We start from the raw sequence: 18,920 nt of genomic DNA, 5'->3' as shown, positions 1-18,920 counted from the left end.
CGGCCAGCGGGGACGACACCCGGTGCGCTGCTCCGCCTTCGTCGGCGTACCGGAGCCCGTTCCGCGTGCCGCAGCCGTACCCTCCGCAGGACCCTCAGCCGCGCCACTCCACGTCCACGCGCACCGCCTCGGCACCGAGCTCCAGCCCGCCCGACACCTCGCGCCCGTCGACCCGCAGCACTGCGTCGCGCAGCGTGCGCACCCGCGTCCCGCCCGCCGGTGCCAGCCACTCCGCGCTCGGCACCCGCCGCGCCCACAGCGACGCCCGTCCCGGCGACCACTCCAGCCGGTCCACGACCACCCCGCCGCGTGCGCGCAGCCCCGTCACGGCACCCCGCGCCCACGCGGACGGCAGTGCCGGCAGCACCGTCAGCGTCTCGTCATCCGATCCGAGCAGCATCGCCGCCACGAGCCCCGGCAGTCCACCGCTGGCGTCGAGGTTGAAGATCCGCCCCGCGTCGTGCCGGGTCGTCAGCGTCGGTGACCAGTGCTCGACCGCGAGCCACTCCGCGCAGGTCAGCGCCGCCTCCCCGTCACCCAGCGCCGCCGCCGCGACGCCCACCTGCACCAGCCCGAACGCCATCTCCATCCGCCCGGGAGGAGCGGTCGGCGCCTCGGCCCGCCACGCGATCTTCGCCGCCACCGTCGCCGCCGCGGCGGCCCGCAGCCGCACCGCGGAGGCGCCGGGGCCCTCGAAGGCAGCGTCGCCCGCGTACCAGAGCGGGTACAGCTGCGACGCGTGCCGGTGCGCGATCTCCTCCGCGAACCGCGGGTCGATCCACTCCGCCAGCGTGCCGTCCTCGGCGACCCGGTACTCCGGCAGCTCCGCCACCACCCGCGCCCAGCGCTCGTCGAGCGAGTCGTCGCCGCGGGCCCGGCCGAGCAGCGCCGTCGCCCGCGCGGCGTCCCGCAGCACGGCGACGTCGATCGTCGCATCGACCGCTATCGGCGAGCGCGCACCACCCGGTGTGTTCTCGGGGGAGTAGGAGGGGACGATCCGGCGCACCCCGTCGACCACGGTCGTCCCGGTCTCGGCGAAGCGCAGCACGCCCTCGGCCAGCTCCCACAGCCGGTCGTCGACGATGCCGCGGTCTCCCGTGGCCGCGACGGCGTCGGCGGCCAGGCGCAGCACCCAGCCGCCGCAGCCCGTCCAGAAGAGGTGCGGGTAGCTCGCCGCGAAGTGGTCGGCGCGGCCGTGGGTCGACATCCGCGACGGAAGGAGCATCCCCTCGGCCCCGTAGACGAGGCGCGCGTTGTCGCGGTAGTCGTCGAGGTGCGGCAGCACCAGCTCCAGGATCGACAGCGCCAGCTCGGGCGTGCCGGTCGGGATCATCCCCGCCATCGCGCCGTTCTGCACGTTGCCGTTCAGCGTGTAGTCGGCCGACCACGCCGGCCGCCAGGTGCCCTGCCAGACGCCCTGCAGCGTCGGCGGCAGCTCGCCGGTCGACGCGACGATGTTCGCGCGGCCGCTGAGGTACGCGAGCTCGACGACGCGGCGGCGCGCGCCCTCGTCGCCGGCGCGGGCCTCCTCCCAGAGGTCCTCGGTGAGCACCGCGGAGGAGGCTCCGGCGAGATCGAGGGAGGAGGCGCCGACCAGCCGGCCGTGCCCGTGGCGCTGGGCCTCGCGCAGCTCCGCCCACGAGGCGTCGCCGCTCGTCGGCTCGCCGCCCGCACGCTCCCGGCCCGTCGGCTCGCCGCCCGCCAGCGACAGATCGACGCGGAGGAGCGCGCCCGCCCCGGCCGCGACCGGCACCGTCGAGCGGGTCACGACGCCCTCCACGTCCCACGGCGCCCCGGTCGCCGCGGTGACCGTCGCGCGGATCCGCTCGCCCCCGGTCTCGGCGCTCCCGGTCCCGGCGACGGCCAGCAGTCGCCCGACCGCACCGCCCTCGACCGTCGCCTCGACCACGGCCGACGCGTCCGGCACGCCCGTGTCGAACGAGGTCGCGTCCCCGGCGCCCAGCCCGAGCTCGACCGTGCTCTCGCCGTCGCGCTCCGCCTCCACCCGCAGCCGGACGCTCTCGCCCCCGTGCGGAGCGATCAGTCGCACCGCGTGCCGCCCGCCGTCGAGGTCGGTCCACTCGACCGCGACCTCGCCCAGCAGCGGGTCGAGCAGGCGCCGGCTCGACGCGACCCCGCCGGCCGTGCGGATCGACAGCGTCGCGCACAGCCCGAGCGGATCGGTCCATATCAGGCCGCCGTCGTAGCCGCTCGCCCGCGCCCCGCGCTCGAGCAGGTCGCTCGCCGCGTCGGCGTCCCCGGCCAGCAGGGCACTCCGCAGCTCGTCCCGCACCGGGGCGAGGTCCGGGGCGGCGGGCCGCGCGTTGACGGGGAGGAAGTAGCGCTCGTGCGCCAGCGAGACGGTGAGCGCGTCGGCCGGGCCGTGCACCACGGCGCCGACGCGGCCGCTGCCGACGATCAGGCCCTCCTCCCAGGTCGGGGCCGCAGTGGCGGTGACGAGGGTGGGCGTGCGCGACAGTGCGCCGTCGATCGGGGCGATGATCGGTTCCTTTCGGGCTCGCGGGAGTGCCTGATATGTTGCGTGGACCCTCAAATTACCTCTCCCGGTGCGACGGCGCGCGGGAGTCGAGAGTTAGGAATCCGCGATGACGCGACCGATCACCCTCTTCACCGGCCAGTGGGCGGACCTCCCCTTCGAGGAGGTGGCCCGCCTCGCGGGGGAGTGGGGCTACGACGGCCTCGAGATCGCCTGCTGGGGCGACCACATCGACGTCGCCCGCTGGGACGACGCGGAGTACGTGCAGAGCCGCAAGGACATCCTCGAGCGCAACGGCCTCCAGGTCTTCGCCATCTCGAACCACCTCACCGGCCAGGCGGTCTGCGACGACCCGATCGACGAGCGCCACCGCGACATCCTCAGCGACCGCGTCTGGGGCGACGGCGACCCCGAGGGCGTCCGGCAGCGCGCCGCCCAGGACCTCAAGGACACCGCCCGCTTCGCCGCCGCGCTCGGCGTGACGCAGGTCAACGGCTTCTCCGGCTCGTCGATCTGGAAGGGCGTGGCCATGTTCCCGCCCGCCTCCGACGAGTGGATCGCCGCCGGCTACCAGGACTTCGCCGACCGCTGGAACCCGATCCTCGACGTCTTCGAGGAGGTCGGCGTCCGCTACGCGCTCGAGGTGCACCCGAGCGAGATCGCCTACGACTACTGGACCGCCAAGCGCACCCTCGAGGCGATCGGCCACCGCGCCTCGTTCGGCTTCAACTTCGACCCGTCGCACTTCGTCTGGCAGCAGCTCGACAGCGTCGCGTTCGTGCTCGACTTCGCCGACCACATCTTCCACGTGCACGTGAAGGAGTCGGTCACCAACCTCGACGGCCGCAACGGCGTCCTCGGCTCGCACCTGCCGTGGGCGAACCCGCGCCGAGGGTGGACCTTCGTCTCGACCGGGCACGGCGCCGTCCCGTGGGAGCCGGTGTTCCGCGCGCTCAACGCGATCGGCTACACCGGCCCGACCAGCGTCGAGTGGGAGGACGCCGGCATGGACCGCCTCGACGGCGCCCCCGAGGCCCTGGCCTTCGTGCGGAAGCTCAACGCGATCACGCCGCCGGCCGACGCCTTCGACGCGGCGTTCTCGACCTCGCGCGACTGACCGCCCGCCGCCCGCCTGCATCCCGGAGGCCGGAAGGACCGACTGCCCGCGAGGGCCGTCCGGGCCTCCCGGCCTCCGTCGTGCTGCGAGCGCGTCCGCAACCGGGGCCGGGACGCTGCAGCGGGCGCCGAACGGGCCGGAGAGGGCGATCCGCCCTCGATCGCTGACGCAATCCAGGCCGGTCTCGGCGGCGGGCCCCCGCCCCGACCCGGCGGCGTGCCGGGAACGACGGACGGCCGGCCCCCCGCAGGGAGCCGGCCGTCCGGCCTCGCAGGATCTACAGGCCCTGGGAGAGGCGGTAGTACGCCGCGTTCGAGCGGATGTCGGACTCGAAGCCGCGGAGGGTGGTCGACTCGTCGATCACGAGGAGCTCGACGCCGGCGATGCGGGCGAAGTCCTCCCACGCCTCCAGGCCGATCTGCGTCGTCATCACCGTGTGGTGCGCGGCACCGGCGGTGATCCAGGCGGCGGCGCTGGTGCCGAAGTCCGGAGCGGGCTGCCAGACGGCGCGGCCGACGGGCAGGTGCGGGAGCGTCTGGGGCGGCTCGACGTTCCGGACCTTGTTCGCGACCAGGCGGAAGCGCTCGCGGACGTCGCTCAGGGCGACCACCACGGCCGGGCCGGCGTCGGCGGTGAAGACCAGGCGCACCGGGTCCTCGCGGCCGCCGATGCCCAGCGGGTGGATCTCGAGCGAGGCGCGCTTCGACGACAGGGACGGCGACACCTCGAGCATGTGCGCGCCGAGGATGAGCTCCTCGCCGGGCGTCATGTCGTAGGTGTAGTCCTCCATCAGGCTGGTGCCGCCGGGGAGGCCGGCGCCCATGACGGCGGCGATGCGGATGAGGACGGCCGTCTTCCAGTCGCCCTCGCCGCCGAAGCCGTAGCCGTCGGCCATGAGGCGCTGCACGGCGAGTCCGGGGAGCTGGCGGAGCCCGCCGAGGTCCTCGAAGCTGTCGGTGAACGCCTCGAAGCCGCCCTCCTCCAGGAACGAGCGCAGGCCGATCTCGACCGCGGCGCCGTAGCGGAGCGACTCGTGGCGCTCGCCGCCGGGGAGCAGCTCGGGGACCACGTCGCAGCTCTCGAGGTACTCGGCGACGAGGGCGTCGATCTGCGCGGAGGTGGCGGCGTCGACGCGCTCGACGAGCTCGTTCACGCCCCAGGTGTTGACGCTGACGCCGAGGCGGATCTCGGCCTCGGTCTTGTCGCCCTCGGTGACGGCGACGTTGCGCATGTTGTCGCCGAAGCGGGCGACCTTCATGCTCTGCGAGGCGGACCAGCCGGCGGCCGCGCGCGACCAGGTGCCGATGGCCTCGGTGACGCGGGCGTCGCTCGCGTGGCCGACGACGGTCTTCCGGGGCACACTCATCCGGCTGAGGATGTAGCCGTGCTCGCGGTCGCCGTGCGCGGCCTGGTTGAGGTTCATGAAGTCGAAGTCGATGTCCTGCCACGGCAGGGCGACGTTCGCCTGGGTGTGGAAGTGCAGCAGCGGCTTGGCGAGCGCGTCGAAGCCGTGGATCCACATCTTCGAGGGGCTGAAGGTGTGCATCCAGGTGATGACGCCCACGACGGAGTCGTCGGAGTTCGCCTCGATCATGGTGCGGCGGATGGCATCGGAGCTCTTCAGCACCGGCTTCCACTCGACGGTCACGGGGATCGCGCCCGCCTCGTTCAGCTGCGCGACGACGGCCTGCGACTGCTCGGCGACCTGGCGGAGGGTGTCCTCGCCGTAGAGGTCCTGGCTGCCGGTCAGGAACCAGACGGTGCGGGTGGCGAGGTCGGGGATGATGCTCTGGTACACGCTCATGCGATGGCTCCGGTGGGGTTCTGTCCGTAGACGTTCTGGTAGCGGTCGAACAGGGCGTCGATCGACTCCTGCGGGATGGGGACGAGCTCGCCGCCCTGGCGCGCGAGGTGCACGGTGCGGGCGACGTCCTCGGCCATGACGGCCGCCTTGACGGCGTCCTTCGCGTCCTTGCCGATGGTGAAGACGCCGTGGTTCTGCATCAGGACCGCCCGCGAGCGGTGCCCGCTGAGGGTCGCGACGATGCCGCGGCCGATGGAGTCGTCGCCGATGATCGCGAACGGGCCGATGGGGATCTCCCCGCCGAACTCGTCGGCCATCGCGGTGATGACGCAGGGGATCGACTCGGCGCGGGCCGCCCACGCGGTCGCGTAGGTGGAGTGCGTGTGCACGACTCCGCCGACCTCGGGCATCTCGCGGTACACGTAGGCGTGCGCCGCGGTGTCGCTGGAGGGGCTGCGGTCGCTGCCGGGGGTGCCGGGGACGACGTTCCCGTCGAGGTCGCAGAGGATCATGTTCTCGGGCGCGAGGTCGTCGTAGGAGACGCCGCTGGGCTTGATCACGAAGAGGTCGGCACCGGGCACGCGGCCCGAGATGTTGCCGCCGGTCCAGATGACGAGGCCGTAGCGGACGAGCTCGGAGTGCAGCCGCGCGACGTCCTCGCGGACGCGGGCGATCGCCTCCTCGACGGCGGGGGTCTGGGTGGTCATGCGGTGGCTCCCTGGTTCTGCGGGTCGGTGAGGGTCTCGACGGCGGTCTGCTCGACGGCGAGGCCGGCGCGGTAGCGCTCGAGGTAGGCGGAGAAGCCGGCGACGTCGTCCGCGTCGGGGGCGACGGTCTCGAAGCCGGAGTCGCCGAAGACCTGATCGGTGAGGTACGCGTCGAGCGCGACTCCGCTCTGCAGGCGGTAGGCGGCGAGCACCGCCATGCCCCACGGGCCGCCCTCGGAGGCGGTCGCGGCGACCGAGACGGGGGCGTCGAGCGCGCCGGCGAGGAAGCGCTGGGCGACACCGGCGGTGCGGAACATGCCTCCGTGCGCGAACATCTCGTCGATCCGGACGCCCTCGCCCGCGAGGACGCGCATGCCCAGAGCCAGCGTGCCGAACACGCCGTAGAGCTGCGCGCGCATGAAGTTGGCGAGCGTGAGGCGCGAGTCGGGGGTGCGCATGACGAGCGGGCGGCCCTCGACCAGGCCGGCGATCGGCTCGCCCGCGAGGTGGTTGTAGGCGAGCAGTCCGCCCGCGTCCGCCTCGCCCTCGAGCGCCTCGGCGAAGAGGGTGCCGTAGACGGCGTCGCTGTCGGAGGGTCCGCCGGATGCGGCGGCGAATCGCGAGAACAGGCCGACCCAGCCGGCGAGCTCGCTGGCTCCGTTGTTGCAGTGGACCATCGCGACGAGGTCGCCGGCGGGGGTCGCGACGAGGTCGAGCTCGTGGTGCACGCTCTCCAAGGGGCCCTCGAGGACGACCATGGCGAAGATGCTGGTGCCGGCGCTGACGTTGCCGGTGCGCGGGGCGACGGAGTTGGTCGCCACCATGCCGGTGCCGGCGTCGCCCTCGGGCGGGCAGGCGGGGGCGCCGGGCCGGAGGGAGCCGGTGGGGTCGAGCAGGAGCGCGCCCTCGGCGGTGAGCGAGCCGGCGTCGGCGCCCGCGGGGAGCACGGCGGGCAGCAGCTCGCGCAGCGGCTTCACGGCGCCGGCCGCGCGCTCGTCGTAGAGGTCGACGACACGCTGGTCGTAGTCGCGGGTCGCCGGGTCGGTCGGGACCATGCCGGAGGCGTCGCCGACTCCGAGGACCTTCTCGCCGGTGAGGCGCCAGTGCACGTAGCCGGCGAGGGTGGTGAGGAAGTCGATCCGCTCGACGTGCGGCTCGGAGTCGAGGACCGCCTGGTGCAGGTGCGCGAGCGACCAGCGCAGCGGGATGTTGGCGCCGAACAGCTCGGTGAGCTCGGCCGACGCGGGCCCGGTGCTGGTGTTGCGCCAGGTGCGGAAGGGGACGAGCAGCCCGCCGTCCGCATCGAAGGGGAGGTAGCCGTGCATCATCGCCGAGACGCCGAGCGCCCCGACGGAGGAGAGCTGCACGCCGTGGCGCGAGGAGGCGTCGGCGACGAGGTCCGCGTAGGCGGCCTGGAGCCCCGCGTGGACGGCGTCGAGGGAGTAGGTCCAGCGGCGGTCGACGAACTGGTTCTCCCACTCGTGGCTGCCGACGGCGAGGACCACGGACGGGTCGGCCGCGTCGACCAGGCACGCCTTGATCCGGGTGGAGCCGAGCTCGATGCCGAGGGCGGTGGCGCCGCTCGTGATCACGTCGGCGGGGGTGGGCCTGCGCTGGTCCATCATGCTCCTCGCTCGGGCGATGTGACCGTTCACAAAGCCCCGGGTCAGCGTAGGCGAAACGGCTCGGGGTCGGCAAGCGAGGGGCCCGCCGACGGGGTCCGACTGCTCCTCCTCCGCCGCAAGCCCCTTCCGCCGGGGCCGCCCGCTTGGTCGCATGAGGCATGCGTGAGATCAGACTCGTCAGACTCGTCACCCGCCTCGAGAACGCCGCCGCCCTCGATCCGCTCGTCGGCCGGGTGAAGCGGGCCGTGAACGCGGTGGTCCGGCCGCAGCCGGTGCGGGACGTGCTGCACGGCGTCCCGGTCGGCCACCCCGTCCATCCGCTGCTCGTCCTCGTGCCCACCGGCGCCTGGGTGTCGGCGGCGGTGCTCGACCTGCTGCCGGGGAACCAGCGCGCGGCGAGGACCCTCGTCGGCGTCGGCGTGATCAGCGTCCTGCCGACCGCCGCCTCCGGCTTCACCGACTGGTCGGAGCTGCACGAGCAGCAGACCCGCGTCGGGCTGGTGCACTCGGCGGCCAACGTGGTCGCGACGGGCCTCTACGCCGCGTCGTGGGTGCAGCGCCGCCGCGGGCGCACCACGAGCGGGAAGGTGCTCGGGATGCTCGGGCTCGCCGTCGTCTCGGGAGGCGGCTACCTGGGCGGCCACCTCAGCTACCGGCAGGCGGCGGGGGCGAACCACGCGGAGGACGTGCCGCACCGCTTCCCCTCGGGCTGGCAGGAGCTCGGCGCCCTGGCGGACCTGCCCGAGCGCACGCCGGTGAGGAGGGAGGTCGCGGGCCTCCCCCTGCTCGCCTTCCGGCGGGGCGAGCGGATCGACGTGCTCTCGAACGTCTGCAGCCACCTCTCCGGCCCGCTCGACGAGGGCGAGGTCTCGGCGGACGGCTCGGGGGAGGCGTGCGTCGCGTGCCCGTGGCACGGCAGCGCCTTCTCGCTCGAGACCGGCGAGGTGCTGCGGGGGCCGGCCACCTCGCCGCAGCCGCGGTTCGAGACGCGGGTGCGCGAGGGGCGCGTGGAGGTGCTGCTGCCGCACGCGGGGTGAGGCGGGGGCCGGTGCTGCTCAGGCCTGAGCCGTCGACGCCCGCTCCACCAGCACCGGCGGCACCGGGCGGTCGACGGCGGGCTCCTCGCCTCGCAGCTCCGCGAGCACGACGCCGATCGTGCGGCGGCCGACCTCCGCGAAGTCCTGGCGGATGGTGGTCAGCGGCGGCTGGTAGTGCGCCGCCTCGGGGACGTCGTCGAAGCCGACGACGCTGAGGTCCTCGGGCACGCGCAGTCCCCGCTCGGTGCAGGCGTGCAGGAGTCCGAGGGCCATCTGGTCGTTGCCGGCGAACACCGCGGTCGGCAGAAGCGCGGCTCCGAGGAGGCGGAGGCCGGCGCGGTAGCCGGACTCGGCGCTCCAGTCGCCCTCCACGACGGCGACGGGGTCGAGGCCGGCCGCGCTCATCCCGGCGCCGAAGCCCTCGAGCCGCGCCTGCGCCTCCACCCAGTGCTGCGGACCGGCGAGGTGCGCGATGCGGGTGTGGCCGAGGCCGACGAGGTGCTCGGTCGCCAGTCGCGCTCCGGCCGCCTGGTCGACGAGGAGCAGGGAGTCGGCGCCGCGGTCCGTCGCGCCGAGCGTCACCGACGGGACGCCGATCGCGAGGCTCTCGATCGCCTCCAGCGCGCGCTCCTGCGGGGCGAGGACCACGATCGCCTCCACCGACTCCCGCTGCAGGTGGGCGAGACCGTCGGCCAGCGACTCCGCGTCCGGCGCCGCGTTCACGACCGGGACCCGGTAGCCCGCGTCGCGCGCCGCCTGCTCGATCGCGGCCATCGCGGTGGCGGTGCCGTAGAAGCTGTGGCTCTCGGCGGCGAGGATCCCGATCAGGCCGGAGCGGCTCGTCGCCAGGGCGCGGGCGGCGGCGCTGGGGCGGAAGCCGAGGTCCTCGATCGCGGCGAGCACGCGCTCCCGGGTGCGCGGCCGCAGCTGCGGGCTGTCGTTGAGCACCCGCGAGACCGTCTGGTACGACACTCCGGCCCGCACCGCGACGTCGCGGATGGTCGGCGCGCGGTCGAGGGGCATGGCCACACCGTAGCGGTGCGTGCGCCCCCGCCCCCTCCTGCGAGACGCCTCCCGGGTGCGGGTTCGTCGGCGGGTCGCGTACCGGAGCGGCGTCCCGCGGGCGCGGGTCAGGGGCCGCCGAGCCAGTGGTCGATGCGGTGGTGGTCGGGGGTGAAGCCGTGGTCGACGCCCCAGAGGACGGCCTGCGTGCGGCTGGTCGCGCCGATCTTGCCGTAGACGCTGCGGATGTAGGACTTCACCGTGTTGGGGCTGAGGTAGGTGAGCGCGGCGACGTCGGCGTTGCTCTTGCCCTGCGTGATGAGCGCGAGGATCTCCGACTCCCGGTCGGTGATGCCCTCGTGGCGGCCCGGCCAGTCGAGGCCCGGTGCGCTGCCCGCCCGCCGCGGAGGATCGCTGACGACGACCTCGCCCGCCGCCACCCGCTCGAGCGCGGCCACCAGCTCCCGCGCCGGCAGGGTCTTGGAGAGGTAGCCGTGGACGCCCTGCTCGAGGGCATCCGCGATGAGCGTCGGCGCGAAGTTCCAGGTGTAGACGACCACGTGCTCGGCCCGCTCGTTGCGCACCAGCTCCGCGATCTCGTGGTGGTCCGACTCCGGCTGGGCGAACGAGTCGTAGAGGACGACGTCGATCCGATCGGAGAGGGAGGCGTTCGCGTCGATCTCGGCGACGACCACCCGGTCGCGGTAGTGGTCGAACATGTGCGCGAGGCCCGTGAGGACGACGTCGTAGTCGTCGACGAGCGCGACGGTGAGGGGCGCACGGCGGGTCATGGTCGGACGCTACCGCACGGCTCGTCGGGGCGAGCACACCCCCAGGGGTGTACCGCCGCCGCCTCCGGGGTGGTTGCGTAGCCACCGGTCCCGCAACCGCGGAACCGACCAGCGGGCCCCCGCCCGCACAACGGAAGGACGACCGCCATGCTCGGTCTCATCATCAGCCTCATCGTCGTCGGACTCATCGCAGGAGCGCTGGCCCGGCTCATCGTCCCCGGGAAGCAGAGCATCAGCATCGGCATGACCATCGTGCTCGGCATCGTCGGCTCGTTCGTCGGCGGCTTCCTCGGCTTCCTGATCTTCCAGCACGACCCGATGGACGGCTTCTTCCAGCCCGCCGGCATCATCGGCTCGATCATCGGAGCGATCATCGTCCTGCTCGTCTACACCCGCTTCGCCGGCCGCTCCGCCGCGCGACGCTGACCCGCAGCGCGCGGCGACAGCGAGGTCGCTGCCGACCCGCCCTCCGCGGGCGTGCAGGCACCACGCTGACCGGCGGCCCCGGCCCGGCTCCCTCCACGGGCCGGGCCGTCGTGCTGTGCGCGGGGTGCCCGGGCGTCGTCCGCGGTCTCCGACGCTGCGTCCGCGGGTTCCGGCGCTCCGTCCGCGGAGTCCGCGCTGCGTCCTCCGCCCTCCGCGGATCGGCGGCGGAGTCCGTGGCTGCCGCGTCGGCGGCTGCCGAGTCCGTCGCCGCGGAGTCCGCAGCCGCGCAATCCGTCACCGCCCAGCCGCTGCGCACCGGGGTGCGCGATGCTCGGGCGATGCCGCTCGTCGTCCCCGATGCCCTCGTCCCGCTCGCGCTCCGGCTCGCCCGTGCGAACCGCACCTTCGTCAGCGCGGAGGGAGCCCGTCGCCGCATCCGGGAGCGCGCGCTCCGTCCCGCCTCCTTCGGACCGCCGCCCCGCCTCCGGCCCGGCGTGCGCGTCGACGTGGAGCAGGTCGGCTCCTGGCCGGTCTACACGATCCGCCCGCGGGTGATCCGCGGCGGCGTCGTCTACGTCCACGGCGGCGGCTGGGTGAACGAGATCGCGCCCCAGCACTGGTGGCTCGCCGCCCGCATCGCCGACGAGGCCTCCGTCGCGGTGACCCTCCCGATCTATCCGCTCGTGCCCTTCGGCACGGCGCTCGAGGCGCGCGACGGCGTCCGCGCTCTGGTGCTGCGGAGTCGGGAGCGGCACGGGGCGACCTGCCTCGCCGGCGACTCGGCGGGCGGCCAGATCGCCCTCTCGACCGCTCTCGCCCTGCGCGACGACGGGGTGGTCCTGCCGCGCACCACCCTCGTCTCGCCCGCGCTCGACCTCTCCTGGAGCAACCCGCGGATCCCCGAGGTGCAGCCGACCGATCCCTGGCTCGGCACCCCGGGTGGTCGCGTCCTCGCCGAGAGCTGGCGCGGCGCCCTCGACCTGCTCGATCCCGCGGTCAGCCCGCTGTTCGGCGACCTGGCGGGCCTCGGCCCCCTCACTGTCTTCACCGGCACGCGGGACGTCCTCAATCCGGACGCCCACGTGCTGGCCGAGCGGGCGGCGGCCGCCGCGGTCCCGTTCGAGCTCCACGAGGCCGTCGGGCAGGTCCACGTGTACCCGCTCGTGCCCACGCGGGCCGGCCGCGAGGCGCAGCACGACCTTGTCGAGGGGCTCCGCGCGGCGGTCTGACCACCGGCCGGCCCAGGCGTCCGGCAGGCTCCTCTCAGTCCGTCTTCCGGACGGCGGACGGCGCCTCCGCCCGCTCGTCCACGACGTCGAGGCGAGCCAGCGCGTTCGCCGTCCCCCGGCGGTCCCGTGTCGCGACCAGGCCGATCATCGCGGCCGCCGCGAGGACGAAGGCGAGCAGCGACCAGAACCCGCCCTCGACGGCGAGCAGGGTCGACCAGCCGCCCGATCCCGCCGCCCAGCGCACGAGCCGCTGCCAGAGGAGCGGTCGCGGCTCGGGACGCAGGCGCACCACCGTCTCGCCGAGGGTCCGCCCGGACCGCAGCACGATCACCAGCTGGAGCAGCGGAGCGACGAACGGCAGGGCTCCGAGAACCACGTCCCCGGGGCTCGAGCGCGTGTCCACCCCCGCGAGCACGAGGCCGACCCCGGTGATCGAGACGAGCGCGCCCGTGATGAGGCTCAGCGCGAGCACGTCGCAGAACATGCCGAACGCGCGGCGGCGGATCGTGACCGGGCGGGCCAGCTCCGGCACCGCGCCCTCGGTCCGGCGGGTGAAGACGAGGAGCACAGGGGAGAGGAGGGTGCCGAGCAGGGCGCCGGCCGTGTTGGCCAGCAGGTCGTCGACGTCGAAGAGCCGGTAGGCGCACGGGTAGAGGAACCAGTCGCCCGTGAGCTGCGTGACCTCGATGAGGAGCGAGACGGCGAAGCCGACGACGGTGCCGCCGATCATCCCGGCGACGAGGCGCCCGCGCAGAGCGAGGTGGCGGACGAGCATCCCGAGGGGAACGAAGAAGACCACGTTGAGGAGCACCTGCGCGGACGCGGGGTTCGTCAGCAGCGCGCGGGGCCCGTCGATCCCGCCCTCCTTCGCGATGTCCCCGACGAAGGCGAACAGGCGCAGCTGAGGACCCGATCCGGTGCGGCAGGCGGCGGCGACCGTCGCCTCGTCGGGCAGGGGGAGGAGCGTGTAGGTGACGAGGGCGAGCGCGTAGACCACGGCGGCGAAGGCGAGCACCGCGTTGCCGATCCCGAGGACGCCGCGGCGCCGGTACTGCAGGGCGGCCCAGGGCACGAGGCCCACGAGGGCGACGGCGGAGCCGAACAGGAGGGCGAGCACGGCGGAGGTCATGCGTCGACAGTAGGAGAGCGGAGGCCGATCCCCACCGACAGGCGCGTCGGGGATCTCCGCCAGCGCGATTCGTCCCTCCCCAGCGCGGGATCCGGGCGCTCCTCCACGGATCCGAGCGATCCCCGCCCGCCGCCTCCACGCCCTGCTAGCGTTTCCTGGGTCGCGTCCAAGAAACGCGTGCACCCCCAACCCCTCCACGAAAGACGTCATGCCGCTGCGCTCCCGCCTCCTCGCCCTCCCCGCCGCCGTCGCGGCCGCCGCGCTCCTGCTCAGCGGCTGCACCGCCGAGACGCCCGACGCCTCCAGCACCCCCGTCGACGGCGGGACCCTCACCTACGCGTCCGGCGACGCCGAGCCCACCTGCCTCGACCCGCACGTCGGCGGCAACTACCCGCAGGCGCTCCTCGCGACACAGGTGCTCGAGTCGCTCGTCTCGCGCGACGCCGACGGCACCATCACGCCGTGGCTGGCCGAGTCGTGGACCGTCTCGGACGACGCGCTCAGCTACGACTTCACCCTGCGCGAGGGCGCGACCTTCACCGACGGCACCGCCCTCGACGCGGAGGCGGTCGCCGCGAACATCGCGCACCTGCAGGACCCGGCGACCAAGTCCTCCACCGGCTACCTCGCCGTGGCGAAGGTCGCCTCCGTCACCGCGGTCTCGCCGACCGTCGTCCGCTTCACCCTGACTGCGCCGGACAGTGCGCTGCTCGAGTCGCTCGCGCAGCCGTGGACCGCGATCGAGTCGCCCGCCGGCATCGCCCGCGGCGAGGAGGCGAACTGCGAGGCGCCCGTCGGCACCGGCCCCTTCACCGTCTCGGAGTGGGTCAAGCAGGACCACGTGACCCTCACCCGCAACGAGGCCTACGACGCGTCGACCGGCCCGACCGGGGACGGCCACGAGGGCCCCGCGCACCTGGCGAGCATCACCTGGCGCTTCATCCCCGACTCCGCCACCCGCTACGCGGCGCTGCAGTCGGGCGAGGTCGACGTGCTCGACAACGCCCAGCCCGACACCCTGAAGGCCGCGACCGGAGCCACCGACCTCGTCGAGCTCGACGCGCCCCGGCCCGGCTCGGTCAACCGCCTCGAGCTCAACTCCGGGCAGGCGCCGTTCGACGACGAGTCCGTCCGCGAGGCGTTCGTCCGCGGCGTCGGCGTGAACGACGCGATCGACTCCCTCTTCTTCGGCACCGCCGAGCGCTCCTATTCCCCGCTGTCCAGCCGCGAGGCGACCGCGTACTCCGACCCGTCGCTCTTCGAGGACGCCGGGTCCGACTCCGAGACGGCCGCCGCCGAGGACCTGCTCGAGAAGGCTGGCTGGGTGGACTCGGACGGCGACGGCATCCGCGAGAAGGACGGCACGCCGCTGACGCTGCGCTTCCCCGTCAGCACCAACCAGTCGATCCCGGCCGAGCAGTCGCTGTTCGAGCAGATCCAGGCCTCGGCGAAGACCCTCGGCTTCGACGTGCGGATCAGCCTGCTCGACCTGTCGAGCTGGTACACCGCGCTCGCGTCGAACGAGTACGAGCTGGTGAGCGCCCCGTACACGAAGGTCGGACCCGACGTGCTGCGGATCCTCTACTCTTCCTCGGGCATCACCCCCGCGCCGAGCGGCTACTTCGCCAACCACGCGCAGATCGCCGACCCCGCGCTCGACTCGCTGCTCGAGCAGGCGAGCGCCACGACCGACGAGGACGCCCGCGCCGACCTGTACGAGCAGGCGCAGCGGATCGTCCTCGAGGGCTACTGGATCCTGCCGCTCTACGACCAGCAGAACCACTACCTGCACCGGTCGGCCGTCCAGGGCCTCGTCGCCCTCGACACCGTGTCGACCCCCTGGTTCGCCGACGCCTGGGTCTGACCCGGCCCCGGCGAGCCGCCTGCACCGATCGATGAGCGGACGCGTGTCGGTCGAGTAGCCGCCACGGCGGCGCATCGAGACCCCGCGATCGGGACGGGCGGAGCTCGAGACGCCCGCTCCGCGGGCTGCTCGATCAGCAGGGGTCCGTCCTCCATGCTGGTCGAGTAGCCGCCGTCTGTCGCGCATCGCGTGCTCCGGAGGGAGCGGACCTCGACGACGCCCCCCTCCACCGCCCCGACCAGAGAGGACGCCCGCCCGCATGATCCGTCGCGTGCTCCTCCGCCTCGGTGGCGCCCTCGTGGTGCTGTGGGCCGTCGCGACCGCCGTCTTCGTCCTCATCCGCCTCGTCCCCGGCGATCCGGCGCAGGCGATCCTCGGCGGTCCGGGCTCGCAGGCGTCGCCCGAGGCGCTTGCCGCGGTGCGGGAGCAGTACGGCCTCGACCAGCCGCTCCTCGTGCAGTACCTGGTGCAGCTCGGCAGGCTCGCGCGCGGCGACCTCGGCACCTCCTACTCCCTGCGCACTCCCGTCGCGCAGATCCTCGGCGAGCAGCTGCCCGGCACCCTCCTGCTCGCCGTGCTCGCGCTCACCGCCGCATGGATCCTGGCGCTCGCGACCGCCCTCTGGTCGACCCGGGGCGGCCGCCTCGCCGCCGCGGTCGGGTCCGGCCTCGAGCTCACGGCGGCCGCGCTCCCGCACTTCTGGCTGGCGACCGTGCTGATCGCCGTCTTCGCGACCGCGCTGCGCTGGCTGCCCCCGGTCAGCACAGGGTCGCCCGCCGGGCTGGTGCTGCCGACGCTCACCCTCGCGATCCCGCTGGCGGGCTTCCTCGGCCAGGTGATGCGCCGCTCCCTCCTCGACGCGCTGGAGTCGCCGTTCGTGCTCGCCGCTCGGGCGCGCGGCGAGGGCGAGCTCGGCGTCCGCGCCCGCCACGCGCTGCGCCACGCGGTGCTGCCAGGGGTCTCGCTCTCGGGCTGGGCGTTCGGCTACCTGATCGGCGGGGCCGTGGTGGTCGAGACGATCTTCGCGAGGCCGGGGCTCGGCCGGACTCTGCTCGCGGCGGTGACCGTCCGTGACGTGCCGGTGGTGACGGGTGTCGTGCTGGTCACGGCGCTGGCGTACATCGTCGTGACCCTCGCCACCGATCTGCTGACGCGCGTGATCGACCCGCGGCTGGCCCGGCGGGAGGCGGTCGCGTGAGCGAGCTCGAGCTGCGCGCCGCCCGCCCGCTCCGCCGGGGTCCCTCCCGCCTCCGCGCCGGCGAGGTGCTGGCCGCGGTCTTCGTCGTGCTGCTCCTGCTCGCCGCCGTCGCGCCCGGGCTGCTCGCCCCTTCCGATCCGCTCGCCGTCGCCCCGCGCGACGCCTTCACCCCACCGGGTGCCGCGCACCTGCTCGGCACCGACGAGTCCGGTCGCGACGTCCTCAGCCGCCTCATCGCGGGGGCGGGCGCATCCCTCCTGATCGGCGCCAGCGCCACCGCGATCGGCCTCGTCCTCGGCGCGGTGCTCGGGGTGGTCGCGGCGTTCGGCGGCCGCGTCGTCGACGGCGTGATCGGCCGCGTGCTCGAGGTGCTCTTCGCCTTCCCCGCACTCCTGCTCGCGCTGCTCGTGATCGTGGTCACGGGTCCCGGAGTCGTCCCCGCCACCATCGCGGTCGGCCTCTCGACCGCGCCGGGGTACGCCCGCATCCTGCGCACGCAGCTGCTCGGCATCCGCGACTCCGGCTACGTCGAGGCGGCGCGCGTGCTGGGGCACGGACCCGTCCGCATCCTCGTCCGGCACGTCCTCCCCAACACCTTCGGGCCGCTCGCCGTGCTGGCGACCCTCGGCGTCGGCCAGGCGATCGTCTGGGCCTCGGCCCTCAGCTACCTGGGCCTGGGCGCCGAGCCGCCCGCGCCGGAGTGGGGCGCGATGCTCTCGGCGGGCCGCACCTACCTCGCGAGCGCGTGGTGGCTGACCGTGTTCCCGGGGCTGGCGATCGTGCTGACCACGATCGCGACGACGGTCCTCGGCGGGCGTCTGCGGGGTGCGCGGTGAGCGCGGTCGTCGTCGAGGGGCTCCGGGTCGCCTTCGACGGAGTCGAGGTGGTGCACGGGGTCTCGTTCCGCGTGGAGCCGGGGGAGTGCGTCGCGATCGTCGGCGAGTCCGGGTCGGGCAAGAGCGTCACCGCGCGAGCGCTGCTGGGGCTGAGCGGAGGCGCCGTGACCGGGAGCGTCCGCGTCGGCGGGACCGAGGTGGTCGGAGCGGGCGAGCGTGAGCTGCGGCGGCTGCGCGGCGGATCCGTCGGCTTCGTCCCGCAGGACGCGCTGCTCTCGCTCGACCCGCTCCGCCCGATCGGCCGCGAGATCGGCGACGTGCTCCGCCTCCACGGCCGCCTCCCCGAGGCCGAGCGCGCGCAGCGGACGGTCGAGGCCCTGGAGAGCGTCGGCATGCCGGAGCCGGCCGAGCGGATGCGGGAGCGCTCCGGCGACCTCTCCGGCGGGCTCCGCCAGCGCGCCCTCCTCGCGGCGGCCGTGGCGCTCGATCCGCCGCTGCTCGTCGCCGACGAGCCGACCACCGCGCTCGACGTCACCGTCCAGGCCCGCGTGCTCGAGCTCTTCGCCGAGCAGAAGGCGCGCGGCCGGGCGCTCGTCCTGGTCTCGCACGACCTCGCGGTGGTGGCGGGCCTCGCCGACCGCATCCTCGTGCTGGCCGACGGCCGCGTGGTGGAGGAGGGGACCGCGGCCGAGGTGCTGCGCGCGCCCCGCAGTCCCGAGGCCCGCGCGCTCGTGGCCGCCGTCCCCGCAGGGCGCCCGCGCGGCTCGCGGCTCACCGACCCGACCGCACCGGCGACCCCGCCCGAGACTCCCGGCGAGGTCGTGGTCGCGGCCCGCGGACTCGCCGCCCGCTTCCCGCTGCCCGGCGGAGGAGTGCGGGTCGCGGTCGACGACGTCGACCTCCGGCTGCGGCGCGGCGAGACCGTCGGGCTCGTCGGCGAGTCCGGGTCGGGCAAGAGCACGGTGGCCCGGCTCGTGCTGGCGCTGCGGCGTCCGGACGCGGGCGCCGTCGAGCTGTTCGGCGAGCCGTGGTCGGCAGCGACCGAGCGCTCCCGCCGTCCCCGCCGCCCGCGGATCGGCGCCGTCTACCAGGACAGCCTCTCCTCGTTCGACCCGCGCTGGAGCGTCGGCCGCCTCCTCCGCGACGCCGGCGCCGCCTCCGTGCCCGCGCTGCTCGAGAGCGTGGGGCTCGACCCCGCCCTGGAGCGGCGCTCGCCGCGGACCCTCTCCGGCGGTCAGCGCCAGCGCGTCTCGATCGCCCGGGCGCTGGCGACGCGCCCCGACGTGCTGATCTGCGACGAGCCCGTCTCGGCCCTCGACGTGTCGGTGCAGGCGCAGATCCTCGACCTGCTCGACGACCTGCAGCGCCGTCACGGCCTCGCCCTCCTCCTCATCTCGCACGACCTCGGCGTGATCGCCCACATGAGCGATCGCATCGCCGTGATGCGCGAGGGTCGGATCGTCGAGGCGGGGCCGGCCGCGTCGCTCCTCGCCGCGCCGCAGGAGGAGTACACGCGCCGCCTGCTCGCCGCCGCCCCGCGCCTCGAGCGCTGAGCCGTCCGTGGCGCGGCGCCCGCCCGCACCGCCGAGGCGCCGCGCTGCCGCCGGGACACCGCCTCAGCAGCGGTGTCCCTCGAGCGCAGCGGTGTCTCGAAGCGC

Annotated in this window: 15 protein-coding genes; 8 read left to right on the top strand and 7 right to left on the bottom strand. The window is 74.6% G+C overall.

The genetic code is table 11. The annotated features are described in order from the left end of the window. Positions 1 to 94: 94 nt before the first annotated feature. Positions 95 to 2,554, bottom strand: coding sequence for a glycoside hydrolase family 95-like protein (locus GTU71_RS10050; protein ID WP_159939846.1), 2,460 nt, complete (start codon positions 2,552 to 2,554; stop codon positions 95 to 97). Between the two features lie 52 nt (positions 2,555 to 2,606). Here GTU71_RS10050 and GTU71_RS10045 point away from each other — a divergent pair, with 52 nt between their 5' ends. Next, a complete protein-coding gene (locus GTU71_RS10045; RefSeq protein WP_104226056.1) occupies positions 2,607 to 3,614 on the top strand; it encodes a sugar phosphate isomerase/epimerase family protein in 1,008 nt (335 codons plus the stop codon). Between the two features lie 277 nt (positions 3,615 to 3,891). On the opposite strand, the gene araA is transcribed toward GTU71_RS10045, so the two are convergent. From araA to GTU71_RS10030, 3 genes are read right to left on the bottom strand one after another with little or no spacing between them, the layout of a single operon-like run. Then, complete coding sequence (gene araA / locus GTU71_RS10040) at positions 3,892 to 5,418, bottom strand: L-arabinose isomerase (protein WP_159939844.1); 1,527 nt, start codon at positions 5,416 to 5,418, stop codon at positions 3,892 to 3,894. Next, positions 5,415 to 6,125, bottom strand: a complete 711-nt coding sequence (locus GTU71_RS10035; protein ID WP_104224687.1) for an L-ribulose-5-phosphate 4-epimerase — start codon at positions 6,123 to 6,125, stop codon at positions 5,415 to 5,417. Before GTU71_RS10035 ends, araA begins: the two co-directional genes overlap by 4 nt. Further along, positions 6,122 to 7,747, bottom strand: a complete 1,626-nt coding sequence (locus tag GTU71_RS10030; RefSeq protein WP_159939842.1) for an FGGY-family carbohydrate kinase — start codon at positions 7,745 to 7,747, stop codon at positions 6,122 to 6,124. Before GTU71_RS10030 ends, GTU71_RS10035 begins: the two co-directional genes overlap by 4 nt. A 161-nt stretch (positions 7,748 to 7,908) precedes the next feature. Here GTU71_RS10030 and GTU71_RS10025 point away from each other — a divergent pair, with 161 nt between their 5' ends. Beyond that, a complete protein-coding gene (locus GTU71_RS10025; RefSeq protein WP_104226053.1) occupies positions 7,909 to 8,787 on the top strand; it encodes a Rieske 2Fe-2S domain-containing protein in 879 nt (292 codons plus the stop codon). Between the two features lie 18 nt (positions 8,788 to 8,805). Here the strand turns inward: GTU71_RS10025 and GTU71_RS10020 are convergent, their stop codons facing one another. After that, complete coding sequence (locus GTU71_RS10020; protein ID WP_159939840.1) at positions 8,806 to 9,810, bottom strand: LacI family DNA-binding transcriptional regulator; 1,005 nt, start codon at positions 9,808 to 9,810, stop codon at positions 8,806 to 8,808. Positions 9,811 to 9,917: 107 nt separating this feature from the next. Further along, complete coding sequence (locus GTU71_RS10015) at positions 9,918 to 10,580, bottom strand: response regulator transcription factor (RefSeq protein WP_104225041.1); 663 nt, start codon at positions 10,578 to 10,580, stop codon at positions 9,918 to 9,920. A 147-nt stretch (positions 10,581 to 10,727) separates the two neighbouring features. Here GTU71_RS10015 and GTU71_RS10010 point away from each other — a divergent pair, with 147 nt between their 5' ends. Further along, the gene (locus tag GTU71_RS10010) at positions 10,728 to 11,006 is read left to right on the top strand and encodes a GlsB/YeaQ/YmgE family stress response membrane protein (RefSeq protein ID WP_104225042.1); all 279 of its coding nucleotides are present in this window, start codon (positions 10,728 to 10,730) and stop codon (positions 11,004 to 11,006) included. A 338-nt stretch (positions 11,007 to 11,344) separates the two neighbouring features. Continuing rightward, positions 11,345 to 12,235, top strand: coding sequence for an alpha/beta hydrolase fold domain-containing protein (locus tag GTU71_RS10005; protein ID WP_104317138.1), 891 nt, complete (start codon positions 11,345 to 11,347; stop codon positions 12,233 to 12,235). A 34-nt stretch (positions 12,236 to 12,269) separates the two neighbouring features. Here GTU71_RS10005 and GTU71_RS10000 read toward each other — a convergent pair whose 3' ends face one another. After that, on the bottom strand, positions 12,270 to 13,364 hold the full coding sequence (locus GTU71_RS10000; RefSeq protein ID WP_159939838.1) for a VanZ family protein: 1,095 nt from the start codon (positions 13,362 to 13,364) through the stop codon (positions 12,270 to 12,272). Between the two features lie 208 nt (positions 13,365 to 13,572). Here GTU71_RS10000 and GTU71_RS09995 point away from each other — a divergent pair, with 208 nt between their 5' ends. The 4 genes from GTU71_RS09995 to GTU71_RS09980 all read left to right on the top strand — a co-directional run bounded on the left by GTU71_RS09995 (position 13,573) and on the right by GTU71_RS09980 (position 18,815). Then, positions 13,573 to 15,228, top strand: a complete 1,656-nt coding sequence (locus tag GTU71_RS09995; protein WP_159939836.1) for an ABC transporter substrate-binding protein — start codon at positions 13,573 to 13,575, stop codon at positions 15,226 to 15,228. 259 nt (positions 15,229 to 15,487) lie between these two features. Beyond that, a complete protein-coding gene (locus GTU71_RS09990; protein ID WP_104225045.1) occupies positions 15,488 to 16,426 on the top strand; it encodes an ABC transporter permease in 939 nt (312 codons plus the stop codon). Further along, complete coding sequence (locus tag GTU71_RS09985; RefSeq protein WP_104225046.1) at positions 16,423 to 17,262, top strand: ABC transporter permease; 840 nt, start codon at positions 16,423 to 16,425, stop codon at positions 17,260 to 17,262. Before GTU71_RS09990 ends, GTU71_RS09985 begins: the two co-directional genes overlap by 4 nt. After that, positions 17,259 to 18,815: an ABC transporter ATP-binding protein gene (locus tag GTU71_RS09980; RefSeq protein ID WP_159939833.1), complete on the top strand. Its 1,557-nt coding sequence runs from the start codon at positions 17,259 to 17,261 to the stop codon at positions 18,813 to 18,815. Before GTU71_RS09985 ends, GTU71_RS09980 begins: the two co-directional genes overlap by 4 nt. Positions 18,816 to 18,920 lie beyond the last annotated feature (105 nt).

The sequence above is a fragment of the Rathayibacter sp. VKM Ac-2762 genome (assembly GCF_009866585.1).
Taxonomy (GTDB): domain Bacteria; phylum Actinomycetota; class Actinomycetes; order Actinomycetales; family Microbacteriaceae; genus Rathayibacter.
This window is presented reverse-complemented; position numbering and strand designations above follow the sequence as displayed.

What these genes read in the sequence shown, in the direction of transcription:
- GTU71_RS10005 (WP_104317138.1), top strand. Translation starts at nt 11,345, where the DNA reads ATGCCGCTCGTCGTCCCCGATGCCCTCGTCCCGCTCGCGCTCCGGCTC.
- GTU71_RS10010 (WP_104225042.1), top strand. Translation starts at nt 10,728, where the DNA reads ATGCTCGGTCTCATCATCAGCCTCATCGTCGTCGGACTCATCGCAGGA.
- GTU71_RS10000 (WP_159939838.1), bottom strand. Translation starts at nt 13,364, where the DNA reads ATGACCTCCGCCGTGCTCGCCCTCCTGTTCGGCTCCGCCGTCGCCCTC.
- GTU71_RS10020 (WP_159939840.1), bottom strand. Translation starts at nt 9,810, where the DNA reads ATGCCCCTCGACCGCGCGCCGACCATCCGCGACGTCGCGGTGCGGGCC.
- GTU71_RS10015 (WP_104225041.1), bottom strand. Translation starts at nt 10,580, where the DNA reads ATGACCCGCCGTGCGCCCCTCACCGTCGCGCTCGTCGACGACTACGAC.
- GTU71_RS10025 (WP_104226053.1), top strand. Translation starts at nt 7,909, where the DNA reads ATGCGTGAGATCAGACTCGTCAGACTCGTCACCCGCCTCGAGAACGCC.
- araA (WP_159939844.1), bottom strand. Translation starts at nt 5,418, where the DNA reads ATGAGCGTGTACCAGAGCATCATCCCCGACCTCGCCACCCGCACCGTC.
- GTU71_RS09995 (WP_159939836.1), top strand. Translation starts at nt 13,573, where the DNA reads ATGCCGCTGCGCTCCCGCCTCCTCGCCCTCCCCGCCGCCGTCGCGGCC.
- GTU71_RS09990 (WP_104225045.1), top strand. Translation starts at nt 15,488, where the DNA reads ATGATCCGTCGCGTGCTCCTCCGCCTCGGTGGCGCCCTCGTGGTGCTG.
- GTU71_RS10045 (WP_104226056.1), top strand. Translation starts at nt 2,607, where the DNA reads ATGACGCGACCGATCACCCTCTTCACCGGCCAGTGGGCGGACCTCCCC.
- GTU71_RS10035 (WP_104224687.1), bottom strand. Translation starts at nt 6,125, where the DNA reads ATGACCACCCAGACCCCCGCCGTCGAGGAGGCGATCGCCCGCGTCCGC.
- GTU71_RS10030 (WP_159939842.1), bottom strand. Translation starts at nt 7,747, where the DNA reads ATGGACCAGCGCAGGCCCACCCCCGCCGACGTGATCACGAGCGGCGCC.